Source organism: Streptomyces pyxinae, assembly GCF_024756275.1.
Taxonomy (GTDB): domain Bacteria; phylum Actinomycetota; class Actinomycetes; order Streptomycetales; family Streptomycetaceae; genus Streptomyces; species Streptomyces pyxinae.
In genome coordinates this window covers 478,385-498,985 of sequence record NZ_JANUGQ010000001.1, presented here as the reverse complement: position 1 = coordinate 498,985, position 20,601 = coordinate 478,385, and the positions used below count along the sequence as shown (strand labels likewise).

Genomic DNA, 20,601 nt, shown 5'->3' with positions numbered 1-20,601 from the left:
GACACTTCTCAGCGGCAATCATCACTTCGGGTGAAACCCTGGCCCATACTTGCGGCGCTCAACTGACGGTTGCGACTCTGTTGCTGTCCGTCAACCTGATCGGAGTGGCCCGTGACTTTTGGTGAGCAGCCGGCCTACTTGCGCGTCGCGGGCGATCTCCGCGAGAGGATTGTGAACGGCTCGCTGCCGCCGCACACCCGGCTCCCGTCCCAGGCGCGGATCCGGGAGGAGTACGGGGTCTCGGACACGGTCGCCCTGGAGGCGCGGAAGGTACTGATGGCGGAGGGGCTGGTGGAGGGCCGCTCCGGCTCCGGTACCTATGTCCGGGAGCGGCCCGTGCCCCGCCGGATCGCCCGCTCCGGCTACCGGCCGTCGGGCGGCGCCAATCCGTTCCGCCAGGAGCAGGCGGCCGAGGAGGCGCGCGGCACCTGGGAGGCCACCAGCGAGCAGGAGACGGCCGGGCCCGCGATCGCGGAACGGCTCGGCGTCGCGCCGGGGGACCCGGTGATGCGCACCCGGTACGTCTTCCGGGTGGCGAGCGAGCCGATGATGCTCTCCACCTCCTGGGAGCCGCTCGCCGTCACCGGGCGTACGCCGGTGATGCTGCCCGAGGAGGGGCCGCTGGCCGGCAGCGGGGTGGTGGAGCGGATGGCCGCGATCGACATCGTGGTGGACAACGTGGTGGAGGAGGTCGGCGCGCGTCCGGGGCTGGCGGAGGAGCTCCTGGCGCTCGGCGGGGTGCCGGGCCATGTGGTCCTGGTGGTGGAGCGCACGTACTACGCCTCCGGGCTGGCGGTCGAGACCGCCGATGTGGTGGTGCCCGCCGACCGTTACCGGATCGCCTACCACCTCCCGGTCAGATGAGCGGGTGGCGGGGGTGGTGACCGGTTGTCGCCGGCGCCGGGAGGGGTGTCCTGCCCGGATGCGGGCACATGACCGCGCCGGGGTGATCGGGGCGGCGAGGAGAGTCGGGGCGATCGGAGCAACCGGCGCGTGCCGTGGGCGTACCACCGCTACGGTGGTTCCGTTCGTGCCGGAAGCGTGAGCTGACGCCCGATCACGGCGGTGGCAAGGGGCGCACTCGGTCTAATGCGCCCCCATGCACCGATCGGGTGCTGGCCGGATGTGTGCCTCTTGGTAAAAGGCCATATCCGCAGGGTGAAGGTCAGGCGTAAGCTCGGGCATATGCGGAACGCGGTTTCCCGTACATCCTTGTCGAGCTTGCCGAGCGCTCCGGCGCGGGGGGAGAAGCGTGATGGGTGAGAGCAGCGCGGTCCTTCCCTGGCTGGTGATACGGCAGGACGACAGCGGCAACCAGTACCGGGTCGGGCGGTACGCGACCCGGGACGAGGCGCAGAAGATCGCCGACAGCTTCGACGACCGGGGCCAGCGCCAGCGGTACTGGGTGGAGCACATGGGCCAGCCCGCGCACTGACCGTCCGGGAGCCGGGCGCAGAGCCCGAGCGCCGGCCGCCGGACCTGGGCGCCGAGCGGCCCGGCCCGGAGCCGCGCACCGGCCCGGCGGGAGTGCCGGGTCGCGGTGATCGGCCCGGATCCGGTCGGTTCGGGCCGGGGCGTACGGGCGCGTTACGCTCCGGCGCATGACGGATCGTGTGGTGGTGGCCGGAGCCGTACTCGACAGGGGGCGGCTGCTGGCCGCGCGCCGCAGCGCTCCGCCGGAGCTGGCCGGGCGCTGGGAACTGCCCGGCGGCAAGCTGGAGCGGGGCGAGACCCCCGAGCAGGCGCTGGTCCGCGAATTGCGCGAGGAACTGGGCATCGAGACCGAGCCGGTGGAGCGGATTCCCGGGGAGTGGCCGCTGAAGCCCGGCTACGTCCTCCAGGTCTGGACCGCCCGGCTGCTGTCGGGGGAGCCGCTCCCTCTGGAGGATCACGACGAGGTGCGCTGGCTGACCGCGCGGGAGCTGGAAGCGGACACGGTCGACTGGCTGGATCAGGACCGCCCCGCCGTCGCCGAGGCGGCCCGCCGGCTGAGCGGCGGGCCCGGCGGGGAGTCGGCTTCCGGGGACGCGCCCGAGCCCGGGCGGGTTTCCTGAGGCGCCCCGGGCGGGGGCCGGCCCCTGGAGGCGCCCCGGCTTCGAGTCTGCTTCCGGCGGCGACGCCGCGGAGCCCGGCCCGGCACCCGGTGCTGCATCCGGTGCTGCGCCCGATTCCGGGTGGGTCTCCGGCGATGCGCCCGATTCCGGGTCGGCTTCCGGAGGCGCCACCGGGTCCGGCCCGGCGCTCGCTCTCGGCCCGGCGCCCGCTCCCGGTTGGAGGGCCGCTCCCGGTCGGGGGCTGCTCGCGGTCGGCCCGGCGCCCGCTCCCGGCCTGAACCTGCTGCCGATCGGCGCCCGCTCCCGGGCTGACCCCGCTGCCGGCCGGGGGTCACTCCCTCGGAGGGCCGGCGGGGGCCTCCGACCGGGACTCGGGGGCGGGTCACCCGGACGGCGGTCGCGGGTGCGCGCGGTTGCGGGACCGGGTCCGGCAAGGGCCTGCCCTGGCGGTACGGTGCGTCGGCTCCGGCGGGCGCCGCCGGAGCCGTACGCCGGCTGCGTCCTCATCCGTCTCATCATGTGCCCCATGCGGGGGTAGACCGCCTCGATTATCGGGTAATTGCCGATTAACCCCTGATACCGGACAGGGCCCCCGCGATTCTGGGGATGTGGTCGGCGTGATCGACACCGAGGGCGCGTGCGCGGAGTGGACCTTCCCCGGTGAGCTCGGCGCCGTTCGCTCCGCCCGCCATGCCGTCCGCGACGCCCTGCGTACCTGGCGGGTCGACCCGTCGGTCTGTGATCTGGCGGTGCTGCTGGTCAGCGAGCTGGTCACCAATTCCCTGCGGTACGCCTCCGGTCCCGTCGGTGTCCGGCTGACCCGGCTGGGGCAGGAGACGGAGCAGGAGGAGGAGCGGAGCGCGGGCGGGCCGGCCCTGCTGGTGGAGGTCTCCGACCCGCTGCCGGAGCCGCCGCATACCCGGCCGGCCGGCCCCGACGACGAGGGCGGCCGGGGACTGCAGCTGGTCGCCTGTTCGGCCCGGCGCTGGGGGACGCGAAAGGGAGCGTCGGGCAAGGCGGTGTGGTTCGAGCTGCCTCTGCCTGGTTAGAAGTCTGGAGGGACAACGATCAATCGGGGGCCGGGCTCAAAACGAACGAGACCACCCTGTGATCGTGAACGTCGTGCCTCCGGGGGCCGTAGTGCTGAATACTGCGGGAATGGCCGGTCCGGTGCGGTGAGCTGGAGGGGACGGTCGCGTGAGCGAGACATCTGAGACGGCGAACGACGTCGTGTGGCAGCGCAATCCGCCTGGCTCGATCTATGACTACATCAGCGTCGCCTCCTTCTCGATCGGCCCCGAGGGGCTGGTCGATCAGTGGAGTGCCCGGGCGGCCGAGCTGTTCGGCGTCCCGGCGGAGCAGGTCCGGGGAAAGGACCCGGTGGAGGCGTTCATGCCCGCCGAGCTGCGGTCGCGCGGCCACCGGAGGATCGCCGAGATCCTGGACGGCAGGGAGTGGACGGGCCTGGTGCCGTTCCGGACGCCGGGGGAGCGGGGCACCGGCGGGGTGGCCGAGATCTATGTGATGCCGACCGAGACGGAGCGCGGTGAACGGGCCGCGGTCTGCATCGTGGTGGACGTCCGCGCGCTGCGGCGAATAGAGACGGAGCTGGCGGCCTCACAGGCGATTTTTGGTCAATCCCCCTTCGGCTTTCTGCTGTTCGGTGCCGATCTCACGGTGCAGCGTGCCAACCAGCGGTTCGCCACGGTCTTCGGAGGCTCGGCCGACGACCACCGGGGCCGCCGGGTGGAGGACTACCTGCCGCGGCACGAGGCGGAGCGGATGACCGCCGCCCTGCGCCATGTCCTGGAGACCGGGGAGCCCGTCACCGACCTCCAACTGGTCGGCACCGTGCCGGACGGCGCCGAGCGGCGCCACTGGTCCATCAACCTCTACCGGGTGCACGGCGGCGCCGGGAGGCCGATCGGCGTGGCCAGCCTCGGCATCGATGTGACCCGCCGCCAGAACGCCGCGCGCGAGGCGGCCAGCGCCCGGCGGAACCTCGCCCTGCTCAATGAGGCGAGCGCCCGGATCGGGAACTCGCTGGACCTGGAGACCACCGCCCGTGAGCTGCTGGACGTTGCGGTGCCCGGCTTCTGCGACCTGGCCTCGGTCGATCTGCTCCAGTCGCTGCTGACCGGCGAGGAGGCGCCGCCCGGCCGCTGGGACGCCCCGGGCGCCGGGCCGGACGGGCGCGGAGGCGCAGCGCTGCGCCGGGTCGCCTTCGCCAGCGCGGTCTCGGACGCCCCGGTGCTCAACCCGGGCGCCGGGCGGGACGGTGCCGGTGCCCCGGGCGGGATCGAGCTCGGAGCCGTACACCGTTATCCGCTCGACTCGCCCTGCGGCGGGGCGCTGCGCTCCGGCCGGGCGCGGACGGTGCCCGGGGAGGAGGGCGGGCTGGCGCAGTCCACGCTGGTCGTGCCGATGGTGGCGCACGACACCGTGGTCGGCCTGGTGCAGTTCTCGCGCGCCAAGGGCAGCGAGCCGTTCGGGGAGCGGGACCGGGGCCTCGCCGCCGAGCTGGCCGCCCGCGCCGCCGTCTGCATCGACAACGCCCGCCTCTACCGCCGGGAGCACGAGCGGGCGCTGATCCTCCAGCGCAGCCTGCTGCCCCCCGGCGACCCCGAGGCCGCCGGGCTGGACATCGCCTGCCGCTATCTGCCCGGCAACACGGCGACCGAGGTGGGCGGCGACTGGTTCGACGTCATCGAACTCCCGGGCCACCGCACCGCGCTGGTGATCGGCGACGTGATGGGGCGCGGCCTGCGCGCGGCCGTGGCCATGGGCGAACTGCGCACCGCCGTACGGACCCTGGCCCAGCTGGACCTGGAACCGGCCGAGGTGCTCTCGCACCTGGACGAGATCGCCCGGGGCCTCGGCACCCCGGGGAACGCCCGGCCCGGCGCCCGGGGCATCCCCCAGCAGCCGGGGCCCGGCCGGCGGGGCGGCGACCCGGAGCTCTCCGAGGTGTACCTCGCCACCTGCGTCTACGCGGTGTACGACGCCGTCACCCGGCGCTGTACGTTCGCCAACGCGGGCCATCTGCCGCCGGCGCTGGTGGAGCCGGGCGAGAAGGCGCTGCTGCTTGAGGGGCCGATCGGCGTACCGCTCGGTGTCGGCGGGGAGCCCTTCGAGGAGGTCGAGGTCGATCTGCCGGAGGGGGCGCTGCTGGCGCTCTACACCGACGGGCTCGTGGAGTCCCGCGACCACCCGCTGGACGAGGGTCTCCAGGCGTTCCGGAGCGCGCTCACCGACCAGCCGCGCGCGCTGGAGGACGTCTGTGACCATGTGCTGAGCACGCTGGACACCCGGCACGGCGAGGACGACATCGCCCTGCTGCTGGCCCGGGTCCAGGGGCTGCCCGCCGAGGCGGTGGGGGACTGGCGGCTGCCGCGCGAGCCGCGTTCGGTCGGCCGGGCCCGGGAGCTGGCCCGTGCCCAGCTCACCACCTGGGACCTGGAACCGCTCGTGGACACGGTCGAGCTGCTCGTCAGCGAGCTGGTGACCAACGCCCTGCGGTACGGCGAGGGCGAGATACGGCTCCGGCTGCTGCGCGACCGCACCCTGGTCTGCGAGGTCTGGGACGCGGGACTGGTGCAGCCGCGGCGGCGCCGGGCCCGGGACACCGACGAGGGCGGGCGGGGCCTCCAGCTGGTGGGCCTGCTCAGCGCGGGCTGGGGCTCGCGCCGCACCCCGCGCGGCAAGACCGTCTGGTTCGAGCTGGGGCTGCCGGACGGCGACGCGGCGGCCGAGCCGAGCGTGGAGCAGCTGCTCAGCATGTTCTGAAGAACCCGTTCGGGGCCTTGATGTCCTGGGGCCTTGGGGCCTGGCGGGTCCTGGGGTCCCGGACGCGTGGGGCGATACGGGAGGGCCCCCGGTCGGTGTGCCGGCCGGGGGCCGGTACCTGTTCGCCCGCGCGCCTGGACGAAGGTGCCGTCCAGCAGGTACGTCACGGTCTCCGGGGGCCGGTGCCTGTTCGTCCGCGCGCCCCGTCCGGCCACGGGACCTTCCCGCGCCGGGGGACGGCCCGGGGGCCGTTCCGCACCGCGACCCCCGGGTGCGCCCGCCGTCCGGGGCGAGGTCCGTGAGGGCCGTACGGGGGGCGGCGTTGGGCCGCACGGGTGGGCTTTGTACGCCGTACCGCCGTGTCATGGCCCGGGGAGCCATGTCCGTCCTCTTCAGTAGGGGAGCGATAGGTGTGATCACCCTAAAATCCCCAGAACAGGACGAAGGGGGACAAGTCATGTCCCACGTCGGCGCCCCTCGCGGAACGGCGGCCCCCGGGGGCCCCCGCGCCCGGGCTCTCCGGCCGGCCGCGCTGCTCACCTGCGGCGTGCTCACCGTCTCGGCGCTCGCCGGGTGCTCCGGCGCCGAACGGGGGTCCACCGCCCACCCCGTGCCGCAGGACATCGCGCCCGTCGCCCGTGCCGGGGTCGCCGACGGCGGAACCCTCAAGTGGGCCGTCGACACGCTGCCGGCCACGCTCAACGCCTTCCAGGCCGACGCCGACGCCACCACCGGCCGGGTCACCGGAGCCGTGCTCCCCACCCTGTTCACGGTGGACGCCCAGGGCCGCCCGCAGCTCAACCCGGACTACCTGGAGTCGGCCGAGGTCGTCGAGCGGGAGCCCAAGCAGGTCGTCCTCTACAAGCTGCACCAGCAGGCGGTCTGGAGCGACGGCCGGGAGATCGGGGCGCCCGACTTCCTCGCCCAGTGGCAGGCGCTCAGCGGGCGGAACTCCGCCTACTGGACCGCGCGGAACGCCGGTTACGAGCGCATCGAGAAGGTCGAGCGGGGGGCCAACGACCTCCAGGTCCGGGTCACCTTCGCCAAGCCGTACGCCGACTGGCGGGCCCTCTTCTCGCCGCTCTACCCCAAGTCGGCGACAAGTTCGCCGGACGCCTTCAACGACGTGGCGCGCGGCAAACTGCCGGTCTCGGCCGGCCCGTTCCAGCTCCGGGCGGTCGACGCCCCGGCGGGCACCGTCACCCTGGCCCGCAACCCGCGCTGGTGGGGCCGCCCCGCCAAACTCGACACCCTGGTCCTCAAGGCGGTGCCGCGCGCCCAGCGGACCGCCGCGCTGAAGGCCGGCGAGGTCGACCTGGCCGAGGTGGACCCGGCCACCGCCGAACGGATCGCACCGGCGGCCGGGCCGGGCGGGCGCAGCGCCTCCCCGGCCCCCGGAGGCGCGGGGGACGTCCAGAGCCCCGGGATGGCGACCACCCCCTCGGCGGCACTGGGCTCCGGGGCGCGGGCGAACGGCGCCGGCGACGGGCGGACCGCGTCCGCCCGCGCGGGGCAGGCCGGGAACGCTCCCGCGGCGGCCGGGCCGGGGAGCCGGCCCGACCCCGCCCTGAGCGGTTATGTCGTACGGAAGTCCCTGGAACCCGCCTACACCCAGCTGGCGCTGAACGGGGAGTCGGGTCCGCTGTCCGACGAGCGGGTACGCCGCGCGGTGGCCCGGGCGATCAACCGGCAGGAGCTCGCGGAGACGGTGCTGAAGCCGCTGGGCCTGCCCGCCCAGCCGGTCGGCAGCCATCTGGCGCTGGCCGGGCAGCCGGCGTACGCGGACGGCAGCGCCGCCATCGGCGGACAGGACACCGCGGAGGCCCTGGCGCTGCTGGCCGACGCGGGCTGGACGACCGACGGGGTCGCCGGGCGCAAGCCGGTGCCCGGCGACGGCACCAGGGCGGGCGGCACCGGCACCCCGGCCGCCCCCCGGCCGGCCGCCTCCGCCGCCGGCACCTCCGCGCCGGCCGCCGGCGCCGCGCCCGCCAAGCCGGGTGCCCCGGCTCCCGGAACCGTGGCGCCCACCGCCTGGTCCATGGCGCCCCGGGCGTCCGTCGCCGCCGCGCCGCAGCGGGCGGCCCGGGCCGCTGAGCCGGACGAGGCGTCCGACGAGGGGCTGTACATCGTCGGTGACGACAAGCCCCGCACCGGCGACTTCGGCGGCCCGGAGGGCACCCAAGTGCTCGCCCCCGCCTCCACTCCTCTCCAGACCGCCCTGCTCCGCCAGACCGCCTCGCAGCGCCGGGCCGCCACCGGCCCCCGGGCCGAGGGGGCGGCCGAGGCGGCCGGGGAGGCCGAGCGGGCCCCGGAGGCGGAGAACGCCCGGCGGGACGGGGGCGGGGCCGACGACGGCGGCAAGAACGACACCGGCCGGGCCAGGGCTCAGGGCGGCGGCGTCCCCGGCGCCTACGCCCCGCGCGGTACGGCGGCCCCGGCCGCGCCCGGAGCGGACGGGGCCGGCGCGGCGCACGGGGCCCTCGGCAAGGACGGCAAGCCGCTCACCCTCCGCTTCGTACTCCCGTCCGGCGCGGGCTCCGACTCGCTGCGGGCGGTCGGGGACCGGATCGCCGGGATGCTCGCCCGGGTGGGCATCCGTACCGAGATCACCAAGGTCTCGGACGAGAGCTACTTCAAGGACCACATCGCGGCCGGCGAGTACGACCTGGCCCTCTACTCCTGGCCCGGCACCGCCTTCCCGGCCACCGACGGGCGGCCGATCTTCGCCAAGCCGGAACCCGCCTCGGACGGCTCGCTCCAGGTGGAGCAGAATTACACCCGGGTCGGCACCGACCACATCGACCAGCTCCTGGACCGGGCCGCCGCCGAGCTGGACGAGAAGGCGGCCGCCGATCTGATCAGGCAGGCCGACGCCAGGATCTGGGCGGCCGCCGGTTCGATCCCGCTCTACCAGCGACCGCAGCTGGTGGCGGGGAAGCGGAACGTGGTCAACGCCGGTGCCTTCGGCTTCGCCACCCCGCACTACGAGGACATCGGTTTCCAGGGGGCGGGCAAGGACAGCAAGTCCCGGGGCGACCGCGCTCGGTAGTCCCACCGCCCCCGCCGCCCGGCGAACCGGGCCGCAAGCTCAGAACTCCCTCAAGTCCCTTGCCCGCCGGTGCGCCCGGCGGGCAAGCTCGCAGGTGGACCTTGACCCGGGCCCACGCACCTCACCCCCGCCGCCTCACCCTCCTCCCGGCGCCCGCCCCCGCGCGCCGGTCCCCGCCCCGTACAGCCTCCTCCGCCCGCTCCTCCTCACGCACGGCGCCGTACCGCCGCCCGTGCGCCCCGCCCCGTGCCCTCCCGTGCGCCCGGCCCGTCGCCGCCCCGCCGCTCCCGCCGCTGTCCTCTTCCGGCGCGCCGGAACGGCTCCGCACGCCCCGCCCGCCCCGTCCCGGCGCGGGCGCCCTCCGGAGCGCCCCCCGCCGTGGCGCCGCGCGCCCGGCGACCCGCGCGGCAGCGCGTCCCGGGCGCCCCGCGAGCCCCGGACGCCGAGCGTGCTCCCGGGCGGCCCGGGAGCGTGCGCGTCCGACGTGTCGAAGATCTCCGCCCGCCCCCGAGAGCCCGTTTCCTCGCAGGTCACGGCCGGGTGTTCGAACGTTCACCGACGGCCCGGGAGGCCCCGCGCGCGGCGGGCCCGTACCATGGGACGAGCCGTGGCGCGTCCGCCCGGCGGGCGTACGAGGAAAAAACAGACGCCGCACCCACGATCCGAGAGAAGCGCCAGCCACTCATGCCCACGCGCCACGACATCCGCAACGTCGCCATCGTCGCCCACGTCGACCACGGCAAGACCACCCTGGTCGACGCCATGCTGAAGCAGGCCGGTGCCTTCGCCGCGCACCAGCAGGTGGACGACCGGGTGATGGACTCGAACGACCTGGAGCGTGAGAAGGGCATCACGATCCTGGCCAAGAACACCGCCGTCAAGTACCACCCGAAGGACGGCGGCGAGCCCATCACGATCAACATCATCGACACCCCCGGCCACGCCGACTTCGGTGGTGAGGTCGAGCGCGGTCTGTCCATGGTGGACGCGGTCGTGCTGCTGGTGGACGCCTCCGAGGGGCCGCTTCCGCAGACCCGCTTCGTGCTCCGCAAGGCCCTGCAGGCCCGGATGCCGGTCATCCTCTGCATCAACAAGACCGACCGCCCGGACTCCCGCATCGACGAGGTCGTCAACGAGACCTACGACCTCTTCCTGGACCTGGACGCGGACGAGGACCAGATCGAGTTCCCGATCGTCTACGCCTGCGCCCGTGACGGCGTCGCCTCGCTGACCAAGCCGGAGGACGGCACGGTCCCGGCCGACAGCGAGAACCTGGAGCCGTTCTTCTCCACCCTGCTGTCGCACGTCCCGGCGCCGGAGTACGACGCCGAGGCCCCGCTCCAGGCGCACGTCACCAACCTGGACGCCGACAACTTCCTGGGCCGTATCGCGCTGCTCCGCGTCGAGCAGGGCGAGCTGCGCAAGGGCCAGACCGTCGCCTGGATCAAGCGTGACGGCTCCGTCGCCAACGTCCGCATCAGCGAGCTGATGATGACCGAGGCGCTCACCCGCAAGCCGGCCGAGGTGGCGGGCCCCGGCGACATCTGCGCCGTGGCCGGTATCCCGGACATCATGATCGGTGAGACCCTGGCCGACCCGGAGAACCCGGTCGCGCTGCCGCTGATCACGGTCGACGAGCCGGCCATCTCCATGACCATCGGCACCAACACCTCGCCGCTCGTCGGCCGGGGCGGCACCGGCAAGGGCGCGGAGGCCAAGGCGGCCGTCAAGGACCGCAAGGTCACCGCCCGCCAGGTCAAGGACCGGCTGGACCGCGAGCTCATCGGCAATGTCTCGCTCCGCGTGCTCGAGACCGAGCGCCCGGACGCCTGGGAGGTGCAGGGCCGGGGTGAGCTGGCGCTGGCCATCCTGGTCGAGCAGATGCGCCGCGAGGGCTTCGAGCTGACCATCGGCAAGCCCCAGGTGGTCACCCGCGAGATCGACGGCAAGGTGCACGAGCCGGTCGAGCGCATGACCGTCGACGTGCCCGAGGAGCACATGGGCGCGGTCACCCAGCTCATGGGCATCCGCAAGGGCCGGATGGACAACATGTCGAACCACGGCTCCGGCTGGGTGCGCATGGAGTTCGTGGTGCCGTCCCGGGGTCTGATCGGCTTCCGCACGGAGTTCCTGACCAACACCCGCGGCACCGGTATCGCCCACTCGATCCACGAGGGCCACGAGCCCTGGTTCGGCACCCTGACGACCCGTAACAACGGCTCCCTGGTGGCCGACCGGTCCGGCGCGGTCACCGGCTTCGCCATGACCAACCTCCAGGAGCGCGGTGTGCTCTTCGTGGAGCCGGGCACCGAGGTCTACGAGGGCATGATCGTCGGTGAGAACTCCCGCTCCGACGACATGGACGTCAACATCACCAAGGAGAAGAAGCTCACCAACATGCGCTCCTCCACGGCCGATGTCGCGGAGTCGATCGTCCCGCCGCGCAAGCTCTCGCTGGAGCAGTCGCTGGAGTTCTGCCGCGACGACGAGTGCGTCGAGGTGACCCCGGAGGCGATCCGCATCCGCAAGGTGAACCTGGACGCCCGCGAGCGCGCCCGCGCCGCCTCGCGCGCCAAGCACGGCTGATCACCTCCCTGTCGGGGTCCGTTCCCGGCCGGGAACGGACCCCCGTCCGGCCGTGACCCGGCCGGCCCCTGGCGGGCCGGCGCCGACGGTCCGCCGGGTCGAACCGGGTCCATCCGGCCGGCCGGCGCCGACGGTCCGCCCGGCCGCCCGGCGCCGACGCGGTGCGCGCGTCCGACGGCTCGTCAGCGGGCATGACGCCCGCGCCCGGACCGTCGTGATCAGGCCATCGGCCGACCGGTCACCGTCCGTGGGGACGACCGGCCGTCACCGTTCCCGATGAGGGCCCGGCACCCCGCACGAGCTGCGGAGAGCCGGGCCCTTCGTCAACTCCATTTCCCTCCCGGTGCGTCCGCATATCGACCGTCGCTCTCCGGAACATGTGTTAACAGTCCGTTTCGCGGGTGTCTGTCTGTGATCGCTTTGTCCGGTTTTCTGGCTCTCGGTTCGGGGTGATGTTGTCAAAACGAGACCCTTTAAGTGTGGTTTACGGCCCGGCCTTACTTAATAGTTGGCTCCATTGAGCTCGGGTCAATGGGTCACGCGCTGTGGGGAGCGCCGATCCACGAGCACACTCGGAGCACTCGTATCTCGCCGTCAGGGGTGTCGGCGGGTCGTCTAGTGCCCCTCTTGTAGTGATCAGTGGACTCATGAGGAGGAACCCATGCGCGGTGCCAAGAGCGCCAAGTGGGTAGCGGGCGCGATAGTCGTCGCCCTGGCAGCGACCGCCTGTGGCGGGGGTAAGGACGGCGGCTCCGGCGCCAAGGGTGAGGCCGACCCGAACGGCATCTTCTCCATCGAGGTGGGTGAGCCCGAGAAGGCGCTGCACCCGGCCGACACGATGGAGTCCAACGGCTCGATCGTGCTCAGCGGCCTCTTCGCCCAGCTGGTCGACTACACGCCGGACGGCAAGCTGACCATGGTGAACGCCGAGTCGGTGGACACCAAGGACAGCAAGCTGTGGACCGTCAAGCTCAAGAAGGGCTGGACCTTCCACGACGGCACCCCGGTCACCGCCCAGTCGTACGTCAAGGCCTGGAACTGGGCCGCCAACATCGCCAACAACCAGGGCAACGCCTCCTGGTTCTCCGACATCAAGGGCTACGAGGCCCTGCACCCGGAGGCGGAGGGCGCCAAGGCCACCGCGACGGAGATGACCGGTCTGAAGGTCGTCGACGACTCGACCTTCACCATCGAGCTCAACAACTCGCTGCCGTACTTCGCGTACAAGCTGGGTTACGAGGTCTTCTCGCCGCTCCCCGAGTCCTTCTACAAGGACCCGAAGGCCGCCGGCGAGAAGCCGGTCGGCAACGGTCCCTACAAGTTCCAGAGCTGGGACCACAAGAAGGAAATCAAGATCGTCCGGTACGACGGGTACAAGGGCGACGACAAGGCCAAGAACGGTGGTGTGACCTTCAAGAACTACACCACCCTGGAGACGGCCTACGAGGACCTCAAGTCCGGCAACGTCGACGTCCTCCGCCAGATCGCCCCGAAGGACCTCTCGGTCTACCGGGACGACCTCGGTGACCGCGCGGTCGACCAGCCGTACTCCTCGATCCAGACGATCGCGGTCGCGTTCTACGCCGACAAGTGGAAGAAGCCCAAGAAGATCGACCCGAAGGTCATCCAGGGCCTCTCGATGGCGATCGACCGCGACACCATCACCAAGACGGTGCTCCAGGGCACCCGTGAGCCGGCCACCGGCTGGGTCGCCAAGGGCGTGCTGGGCTACCAGGAGAACGCCGCCGGGGACGTCACCAAGTACAACCCGGCCAAGGCCAAGGACCTCATCGAGAAGGGTGGCGGTGTCCCGGGCAACGCCATCTCCATCCAGTTCAACTCGGACGGCGGCCACAAGGAGTGGGTCGAGGCCGTCTGCGGCAGCATCACCCAGGCGACCGGCGTCAAGTGCGTCGGTGACGCCAAGCCGGACTTCCAGGCCGACCTCCAGGCCCGCAAGAGCAAGCAGGTCAAGTCCCTGTACCGGTCGGGCTGGGTGCTCGACTACCCGGTGAACTCCAACTTCCTCCGTGACCTCTTCAAGACCGGTGCCTCGGGCAACCAGGGCGACTTCTCGGACAAGACCCTGGACGCCAAGATCGCGGAAGCGGACGCGGCCAAGAGCCTCGACGAGTCGGTGAAGAAGTACCAGGCGATCGAGAAGGACCTGGTGAACTACATGCCGTCCATCCCGCTCTGGTACTACAAGGTCAACGCGGGCTACTCGGAGAAGGTCTCGGGCGTGAAGTACGCGCAGGACGGCGACCCGATCCTGCAGGACGTCCAGGTCTCGAAGTAATCACCGCAGCGTAGTCCGCACACCGGGTACGGGCCTGACGGGAGTCACGCCCGCACCCGGTCATACGCAGCGGCCGGGGGGCCCTTTCACGGCACACCCGTCCCTTCTTCTCCCCGAGCCACGGAGCCACCGGAGCGCTGTCTCCGGTGCCCCGCCGATCCATCGATCCGCCGATCCATCGCCCCGGCGATCCGTCAGACCGCCGATCCGGTGATCCGTCGGACTGCCGGTCCGATGGTCAGCCGGTCCGATGGTCAGCCGGTCAGCCGACCGGTGGTCCGCCGATCCGGTGGACGGACTCGGTGGACTCGCCCTCTGCGGTGCCCGGTTCGCGAAAACCGTGCCACCGGTGGCGAGTTCGTGGCTCCCGCCCGGTCGGCGGAGGCAACCGGTTCCGGGAGACAGGGGAAGGGGTGGCGCCGGGGAAGGGCCGTTCGGCTGCGGCTGCCACATCTCTATGGAGGCACGATGGGGCGCTATGTCGCACGACGACTGCTCCAGATGATCCCGGTTTTCCTCGGGACCACTTTGCTGATCTTCCTCATGGTCTACACCCTGCCCGGCGACCCGGTGGCCGGCCTGTTCGGTGACAAGACCCCGGACCCGGCCACGCTGGCGAAGATCAGACACGACCACGGCCTGGACAAGCCGGTCCTGGTTCAGTACTGGGACTACATGACCCGGATGCTGCTGCACTTCGACTTCGGCAACCAGATCCGTAACGGACGCCCCGTCACGGACGTGCTGGCCGCGGCCTTCCCGGTCACCCTGCAGCTCACCGTCCTGGCGTTCGCCATCGAGCTGGTCTTCGGCCTGGGTCTCGGCATCGTCGCCGGTCTGCGGGCCGGCCGGCTGGCGGACAACGCCATCCTGATCTTCACACTGCTGATCATCTCGGTGCCGGTCTTCGTCCTCGGCTTCATCGTGAAGTCGGTCTTCGCCTTCCAGCTGGGCTGGATCGAACCGAACGTCAGCAATGACCAGGAGTGGGGCGAACTGATCGCGCCCGCCATCGTGCTCGGCGGACTCTCGCTCGCCTATGTCGCCCGGCTCAGCCGGACGACCATGGCGGAGAACCTGCGCGCCGACTACATGCGCACCGCCGTCGCCAAGGGGCTGCCGAAGCGCCGGATCATCGGTGTGCACCTGATGCGCAACTCCCTGATCCCCGTCGTCACCTTCCTCGGTACCGACATCGGTGCCCTGATGGGCGGCGCGGTCGTCACCGAGTCGGTCTTCAACGTCAAGGGCATCGGCGGCACCATCTACGAGTCGATCGTCCGTCGCGAGGGCGCCACCCTGGTCGGCCTGGTCACCATCCTGGTGCTCGTCTACCTCCTCACCAGCCTGCTCATCGACCTGCTGTACGCGGTCCTGGACCCGAGGATCCGTTATGCCTGACGCCACCAAGACCGCGGCGGCCATCGAGGACGCCATCGCCCCGCCGTCCGCCGCCGAGCCGGTCAAGCCGGCCAAGGACGAGGCCCGCAGCCTCTGGGGCGACGCCTGGCGCGACCTGCGGCGCAACCCGTACTTCCTGGTCTCGTCGGTGATGATCTTCTTCCTGCTGCTGATCTCGCTCTTCCCGGGCCTGTTCACCAGCGCCTCGCCGACCGTGGGCGACCTCCAGCACCACTTCCTGGGCAAGCCGGAGCTGGGCAACGTCGGTTCGGAGGGCTGGCTCGGCTACGACGGCCAGGGCCGCAGCGTGTACTCCCGGCTGATCCACGGCACCCGTGCCTCGATCATCGTCGGTGTCTGCGTGACCCTGATCGTGACCGTGATCGGCGGGCTGCTCGGCATGATCGCCGGCTACTTCGGCGGCCTGACCGACGCGATCGTCTCCCGGATCACCGACATCTTCTTCGGTGTGCCGTTCCTGCTCGGCGGCATGGTGGTGCTCAACGCGTTCACCGACCGCAGCGTCTGGGTGGTCGTCTTCGCCCTGGCCTTCCTCGGCTGGACCCAGCTGACCCGCGTCATGCGCGGTGCGGTGATCACCATCAAGCAGGCCGACTACGTCCACGCCGCCAAGGCGCTGGGCGCGGGCACCACCCGCATCCTGTTCCGGCACATCCTGCCGAACGCCATGGCCCCGGTGATCGTCGTCGCGACCATCGCGCTCGGCGGCTACATCTCGGCCGAGGCCACCCTGTCGTATCTCGGTCTGGGCCTCTCCGCCCCGACCATCTCGTGGGGTGTCGACATCTCCGGCGGCGTGACGCAGATCCGTACGGCCCAGCACATCCTGCTGTACCCGTCGATCATGCTCAGCCTCACCGTGCTGGCGTTCATCATGCTCGGCGAAGCGGTGCGCAACGCCCTCGACCCGAAGCTGCGCTGAGGAGGGCGTACGTGACCACCATCGACAAGACCGCGACCGTCCCCGTGTCCCGGGGCGGCGACCATGAGGGCCCGCTCCTCGAAGTCCGTGACCTGCACGTGGAGTTCCACACCCGCGACGGGGTGGCCAAGGCGGTCAACGGAGTCAACTACAGCGTGAGCGCCGGCGAGACGCTGGCGGTGCTGGGCGAGTCCGGCTCCGGCAAGTCCGTCACCGCCCAGGCGATCATGGGCATCCTGGACATGCCGCCCGGCCGGATCCCGCGCGGCGAGATCTTCTTCCGCGGCCAGGACATGCTGAAGATGTCCAATGAGGAGCGGCGGAAGATCCGCGGCCGGCGGATCGCCATGATCTTCCAGGACGCGCTCTCCTCGCTGAACCCGGTGCTGACCGTGGGCTACCAGCTCGGCGAGATGTTCCGGGTGCACCAGGGCCTCTCCAAGAAGGCGGCCCGGGCCAAGGCCGTCGAGCTGATGGACAAGGTCAAGATCCCCGCCGCCTCGGCGCGGGTCGACGACTACCCCCACCAGTTCTCCGGCGGTATGCGCCAGCGCATCATGATCGCCATGGCGCTCGCCCTGGAGCCCGACCTGATCATCGCGGACGAGCCGACCACCGCGCTCGACGTGACCGTGCAGGCGCAGGTGATGGACCTGCTCGCGGAGCTCCAGCGCGAGTACAACATGGGCCTGATCCTCATCACCCACGACCTCGGCGTGGTGGCCGACGTCGCGGACAAGATCGCGGTCATGTACGCCGGCCGGATCGTGGAGCAGGCGCCGGTGCACGAGCTGTACAAGCGGCCCGCGCACCCCTACACCCGGGGCCTGCTGGACTCCATCCCCCGGCTGGACCAGAAGGGCCAGGAGCTCTACGCGATCAAGGGCCTGCCGCCCAACCTGCTGAACGTGCCGACCGGTTGCGCCTTCAACCCGCGCTGCCCGAAGGCGGAGGACATCTGCCGCACGGAGATCCCGGCCCTGGTGCCGGTCACCGAGCGGGACGGCGGCGAGCTGCCCGGACGGCGCAGCGCCTGCCACTTCTGGAAGGAGACCATCCATGGCTGAGCTGAGGAAGACCGGCGCGGACGCCGTGGACGCGACTCCCAACGTCACCGAGGTCGAGACCGTCGACGCGGCCACCGAGGCGGAGGCCGTAGCCGCCATCGAGGCCCCCGTCGAGCGCGGTGAGCCGATCCTCCAGGTGCGCGACCTGGTCAAGCACTTCCCGCTGACCCAGGGCATCCTGTTCAAGAAGCAGGTCGGCGCGGTGAAGGCCGTGGACGGCGTCTCCTTCGACCTGTACCAGGGCGAGACCCTGGGCATCGTGGGCGAGTCCGGCTGCGGCAAGTCCACCGTGGCCAAGCTGCTGATGAACCTCGAACGGGCCACCGCAGGCGAGGTGTTCTACAAGGGCCAGGACATCACCCGGCTCTCCGGGCGGGCGCTGAAGGCGGTGCGCCGGAACATCCAGATGGTGTTCCAGGACCCGTACACCTCGCTCAACCCCCGTATGACGGTGGGCGACATCATCGGGGAGCCCTTCGACATCCACCCCGAGGTGGCCCCGAAGGGCGACCGGCGCCGCAAGGTGCAGGAGCTGCTGGACGTGGTCGGGCTCAACCCCGAGTACATCAACCGCTATCCGCACCAGTTCTCCGGCGGCCAGCGCCAGCGCATCGGCATCGCGCGTGGTCTGGCGCTCAACCCGGAGATCATCATCTGCGACGAGCCGGTCTCCGCGCTCGACGTGTCGGTGCAGGCGCAGGTCATCAACCTGATGGAGAAGCTCCAGGACGAGTTCAACCTGAGCTATGTCTTCATCGCCCACGACCTGTCGATCGTCCGGCACATCTCGGACCGGGTCGGTGTGATGTACCTCGGCAAGATGGCCGAGATCGGCACCGACGCGCAGATCTACGACCACCCGACGCACCCCTACACCCAGGCGCTGCTGTCGGCGGTCCCAGTGCCCGACCCGGCGGCCCGGGAGGGCCGCGAGCGGATCATCCTCACGGGCGATGTCCCCTCTCCGGCCAACCCGCCGTCCGGCTGCCGCTTCCGCACCCGGTGCTGGAAGGCGGAGGAGAAGTGCGCCACCGATGTGCCGCTGCTGGCGGTCCCGGCGCGCTTCAAGGGCTCGGGCAGCCCGGCCGAGCACGAGTCGGCCTGCCACTTCGCCGAGGAGAAGGACGTGGTGCACGCCGCCTGACACCCTCCGGCGGTTCGTTCCAGGCGTACGGGGGCGCCCCCGGCCATCCCGGCCGGGGGCGCCCCGCCATGTCCGGCCCGCGCCCGGTGGCGGTGAGCCGCCCGTGCCCGGTGGCCGCCGGACCGGCGTGCCCGGGGGAACGAGCCGGTGACCGCCGGACGGGCCGTGCCCGGTGGACGAGCCGGTGGCCGCCGGACGGGCCGTGCCCGGTGGGGGCGAGGGCCGTCCGCCGGCCGTACGGCACCGGGACGGTGTCGCCGCTGTACGACTCCGCGGGTGGGCCGCCCATGTGCCGGTACGGGTCGCCGGCCACCGCACCGCCCCGGTGGCCGGCCGCCCGCCGGGCCCGGAGGCGTACCGTCCCGGCCTCCGGAGCCGTGCCACGCCGGATCGCGGCCCGGAGCCGCGCCAAGCCGGGGGACGGCTCCGCACCGGCCGGTCCCCGGAGCCCTACCGCCAGGCAGATGCCGTACCGCCCGCCGGGCCCGGAGGCGTACCCCCCACCACACCGACGGCCGAACCAGGGGTGCGGTTCGGGGCGGTACGGGGTGATATGGGGGGCCAGGCCACCAGCAGCGGGAGGCACCATGCGCCGAGCGAGACCGGGCCCCCGGGCCGTGCGCGCGGTGGTGGCGGCCCTCCCGGTGCTGGCGCTCCTCACCGGCGCGGCGGCCTGCGGCGGGGGCGGGAACGACCGGGGGCGCGGGCCCGACGCGATCGTCAGCTCCTCCTGGGGCGACCCGCAGAATCCGCTGGAGCCGGCCAACACCAACGAGGTCCAGGGCGGCAAGGTCCTCGACATGGTCTTCCGGGGGCTCAAGCGGTACGACCCCCGGACCGGCGCCGCGCAGGACATGGTGGCCGAGCGGATCGACACCACCGACTCGCGCACCTTCACCATCACCCTCAAGGCGGGCTGGCGGTTCAGCAACGGCGAGCCGGTCACCGCGCGTTCCTTCACCGACGCCTGGAACTACGCCGCCCATGTGGACAACAAGCAGAACAACTCCGCCTTCTTCAGCGACATCGCCGGCTACGAGGAGGTCCACCCCGAATCCGGCGCCGCCCGCGCCAGGTCGCTGAGCGGACTGCGGGTCAGGGACGCGCGTACCTTCGCCGTCACCCTGAAGGAACCCTTCGCGATCTGGCCGCAGACGCTGGGCTACCAGGCGTTCATGCCGCTGCCCCGGGCGTTCTTCGAGGACCATGACGCCTGGCTGGACAAGCCGGTCGGCAACGGGCCGTACGCCGTGCGGTCGTACACCAAGGGCGGCGGGATGAAGCTGCGCCGCTGGGACGGCTACCGGGGGCCCGACAAGGCCCGCAACGGCGGGATCGACCTGATCGTCTACACCGACAACAACACCGCCTACACCGATCTGCTGGCCGGCAACCTCGACCTGGTGGACGACGTCCCGGCGCAGCAGCTCAAGCACGTGGAGAAGGACCTCGGCGACCGGTATGTCAACCAGCCGGCCCTGATCACCCAGACCCTGGTCTTCCCCTTCTATCAGCGGGCCTGGACCCGGCCGGGGATGGAGAAGGTCCGGCGGGGGCTGTCGATGGCGATCGATCGGAAGCGGATCACCGAGAAGATCTTCATGCGCACCCGCACCCCCGCCTCCGACTGGACCTCGCAGGCGCTCGGCGCCCCCGGCGGTTGGACGGACCTCTGCGGCGACGCCTGTGTCTACGACCCCGCCCGGGCCAAGCGGCTGATCGCGGAGGGCGGCGGGCTGCCCGGGGGCCGGGTGACGCTCACCTCCAATGTGGACACCGGCTCCCACCGCGCCTGGATGGACGCCGTCTGCAACAGTGTCAACAACGCGCTCGGCCGGGGCCCGGTCTGCACGGTCGACCCGGTCGGCACCTTCGCGGACTTCCGCAACCGCACCACCACCTACAAGCTCACCGGCCCCTTCCGCTCCGGCTGGCAGGCCGACTATCCGCTGATCCAGAACTTCCTGGAGCCGCTCTACTCGACCGGCGGCTCCTCCAACTACGGCAAGTTCAGCGACAAGGCGTTCGACGCGCTGCTGGACCGGGCCAACCGGGAGGCCGACCCGGCGGTGGCCGTCCGCCACTACCAGGCGGCCGAACGGCTGCTCGCGGAGCGGATGCCCGCCATCCCGCTCTGGTACCAGAACGGCTCCGCCGGCTGGTCGGAGCGGGTGTCGGGGGTGACCCTCAACCAGTTCAGCGTCCCCGTCTACGACCGGATCGCGGTCGCCTGACCCCGCCCGGGCCCGGCCGCATCCGGCCGCACCCAGCC

At 72.0% G+C, this 20,601-nt stretch carries 13 protein-coding genes; all 13 read left to right on the top strand.

Features of this window, described 5'->3' with window-relative positions; translation table 11 throughout:
• Positions 1-111 precede the first annotated feature (111 nt).
• The 13 genes from NX801_RS02075 to NX801_RS02015 all read left to right on the top strand — a co-directional run bounded on the left by NX801_RS02075 (position 112) and on the right by NX801_RS02015 (position 20,563).
• Positions 112-864 carry a GntR family transcriptional regulator gene (locus NX801_RS02075; protein WP_258784979.1) on the top strand — a complete coding sequence of 251 codons (753 nt, stop codon included), beginning with the start codon at positions 112-114 and terminating at the stop codon, positions 862-864.
• A gap of 391 nt (positions 865-1,255) precedes the next feature.
• Complete coding sequence (locus NX801_RS02070; RefSeq protein WP_258784978.1) at positions 1,256-1,435, top strand: SPOR domain-containing protein; 180 nt, start codon at positions 1,256-1,258, stop codon at positions 1,433-1,435.
• A 166-nt stretch (positions 1,436-1,601) separates the two neighbouring features.
• Positions 1,602-2,054 carry a (deoxy)nucleoside triphosphate pyrophosphohydrolase gene (locus NX801_RS02065; RefSeq protein WP_258784977.1) on the top strand — a complete coding sequence of 151 codons (453 nt, stop codon included), beginning with the start codon at positions 1,602-1,604 and terminating at the stop codon, positions 2,052-2,054.
• A gap of 608 nt (positions 2,055-2,662) precedes the next feature.
• Complete coding sequence (locus NX801_RS02060; protein WP_258784976.1) at positions 2,663-3,103, top strand: ATP-binding protein; 441 nt, start codon at positions 2,663-2,665, stop codon at positions 3,101-3,103.
• Positions 3,104-3,251: 148 nt separating this feature from the next.
• On the top strand, positions 3,252-5,840 hold the full coding sequence (locus tag NX801_RS02055; RefSeq protein WP_258784975.1) for a SpoIIE family protein phosphatase: 2,589 nt from the start codon (positions 3,252-3,254) through the stop codon (positions 5,838-5,840).
• A gap of 457 nt (positions 5,841-6,297) precedes the next feature.
• On the top strand, positions 6,298-8,889 hold the full coding sequence (locus tag NX801_RS02050) for an ABC transporter family substrate-binding protein (RefSeq protein WP_258784974.1): 2,592 nt from the start codon (positions 6,298-6,300) through the stop codon (positions 8,887-8,889).
• 684 nt (positions 8,890-9,573) lie between these two features.
• The gene (typA, locus tag NX801_RS02045; protein WP_258784973.1) at positions 9,574-11,475 is read left to right on the top strand and encodes a translational GTPase TypA; all 1,902 of its coding nucleotides are present in this window, start codon (positions 9,574-9,576) and stop codon (positions 11,473-11,475) included.
• Between the two features lie 661 nt (positions 11,476-12,136).
• Positions 12,137-13,774 (top strand): peptide ABC transporter substrate-binding protein, encoded by a 1,638-nt coding sequence (locus NX801_RS02040; RefSeq protein ID WP_258784972.1) that lies wholly within the window; start codon positions 12,137-12,139, stop codon positions 13,772-13,774.
• A 468-nt stretch (positions 13,775-14,242) separates the two neighbouring features.
• Entirely contained in the window at positions 14,243-15,175 is a 933-nt protein-coding gene (locus NX801_RS02035; RefSeq protein ID WP_258784971.1) for an ABC transporter permease, read from the top strand.
• Positions 15,168-16,118 (top strand): ABC transporter permease, encoded by a 951-nt coding sequence (locus NX801_RS02030; protein WP_258784970.1) that lies wholly within the window; start codon positions 15,168-15,170, stop codon positions 16,116-16,118. The genes NX801_RS02035 and NX801_RS02030 overlap by 8 nt, the downstream gene beginning before the upstream one ends.
• An 11-nt stretch (positions 16,119-16,129) precedes the next feature.
• A complete protein-coding gene (locus tag NX801_RS02025; RefSeq protein ID WP_258784969.1) occupies positions 16,130-17,185 on the top strand; it encodes an ABC transporter ATP-binding protein in 1,056 nt (351 codons plus the stop codon).
• Positions 17,178-18,329, top strand: coding sequence for an ABC transporter ATP-binding protein (locus NX801_RS02020; RefSeq protein WP_258784968.1), 1,152 nt, complete (start codon positions 17,178-17,180; stop codon positions 18,327-18,329). Before NX801_RS02025 ends, NX801_RS02020 begins: the two co-directional genes overlap by 8 nt.
• Positions 18,330-18,916: 587 nt before the next feature.
• A complete protein-coding gene (locus NX801_RS02015; protein ID WP_258784967.1) occupies positions 18,917-20,563 on the top strand; it encodes a peptide ABC transporter substrate-binding protein in 1,647 nt (548 codons plus the stop codon).
• The last annotated feature ends 38 nt before the right edge of the window (positions 20,564-20,601 follow it).

What these genes read in the sequence shown, in the direction of transcription:
- NX801_RS02015 (WP_258784967.1), top strand. Translation starts at nt 18,917, where the DNA reads ATGCGCCGAGCGAGACCGGGCCCCCGGGCCGTGCGCGCGGTGGTGGCG.
- NX801_RS02050 (WP_258784974.1), top strand. Translation starts at nt 6,298, where the DNA reads ATGTCCCACGTCGGCGCCCCTCGCGGAACGGCGGCCCCCGGGGGCCCC.
- NX801_RS02040 (WP_258784972.1), top strand. Translation starts at nt 12,137, where the DNA reads ATGCGCGGTGCCAAGAGCGCCAAGTGGGTAGCGGGCGCGATAGTCGTC.
- NX801_RS02020 (WP_258784968.1), top strand. Translation starts at nt 17,178, where the DNA reads ATGGCTGAGCTGAGGAAGACCGGCGCGGACGCCGTGGACGCGACTCCC.
- NX801_RS02070 (WP_258784978.1), top strand. Translation starts at nt 1,256, where the DNA reads ATGGGTGAGAGCAGCGCGGTCCTTCCCTGGCTGGTGATACGGCAGGAC.
- NX801_RS02035 (WP_258784971.1), top strand. Translation starts at nt 14,243, where the DNA reads ATGGGGCGCTATGTCGCACGACGACTGCTCCAGATGATCCCGGTTTTC.
- NX801_RS02065 (WP_258784977.1), top strand. Translation starts at nt 1,602, where the DNA reads ATGACGGATCGTGTGGTGGTGGCCGGAGCCGTACTCGACAGGGGGCGG.
- NX801_RS02030 (WP_258784970.1), top strand. Translation starts at nt 15,168, where the DNA reads ATGCCTGACGCCACCAAGACCGCGGCGGCCATCGAGGACGCCATCGCC.
- typA (WP_258784973.1), top strand. Translation starts at nt 9,574, where the DNA reads ATGCCCACGCGCCACGACATCCGCAACGTCGCCATCGTCGCCCACGTC.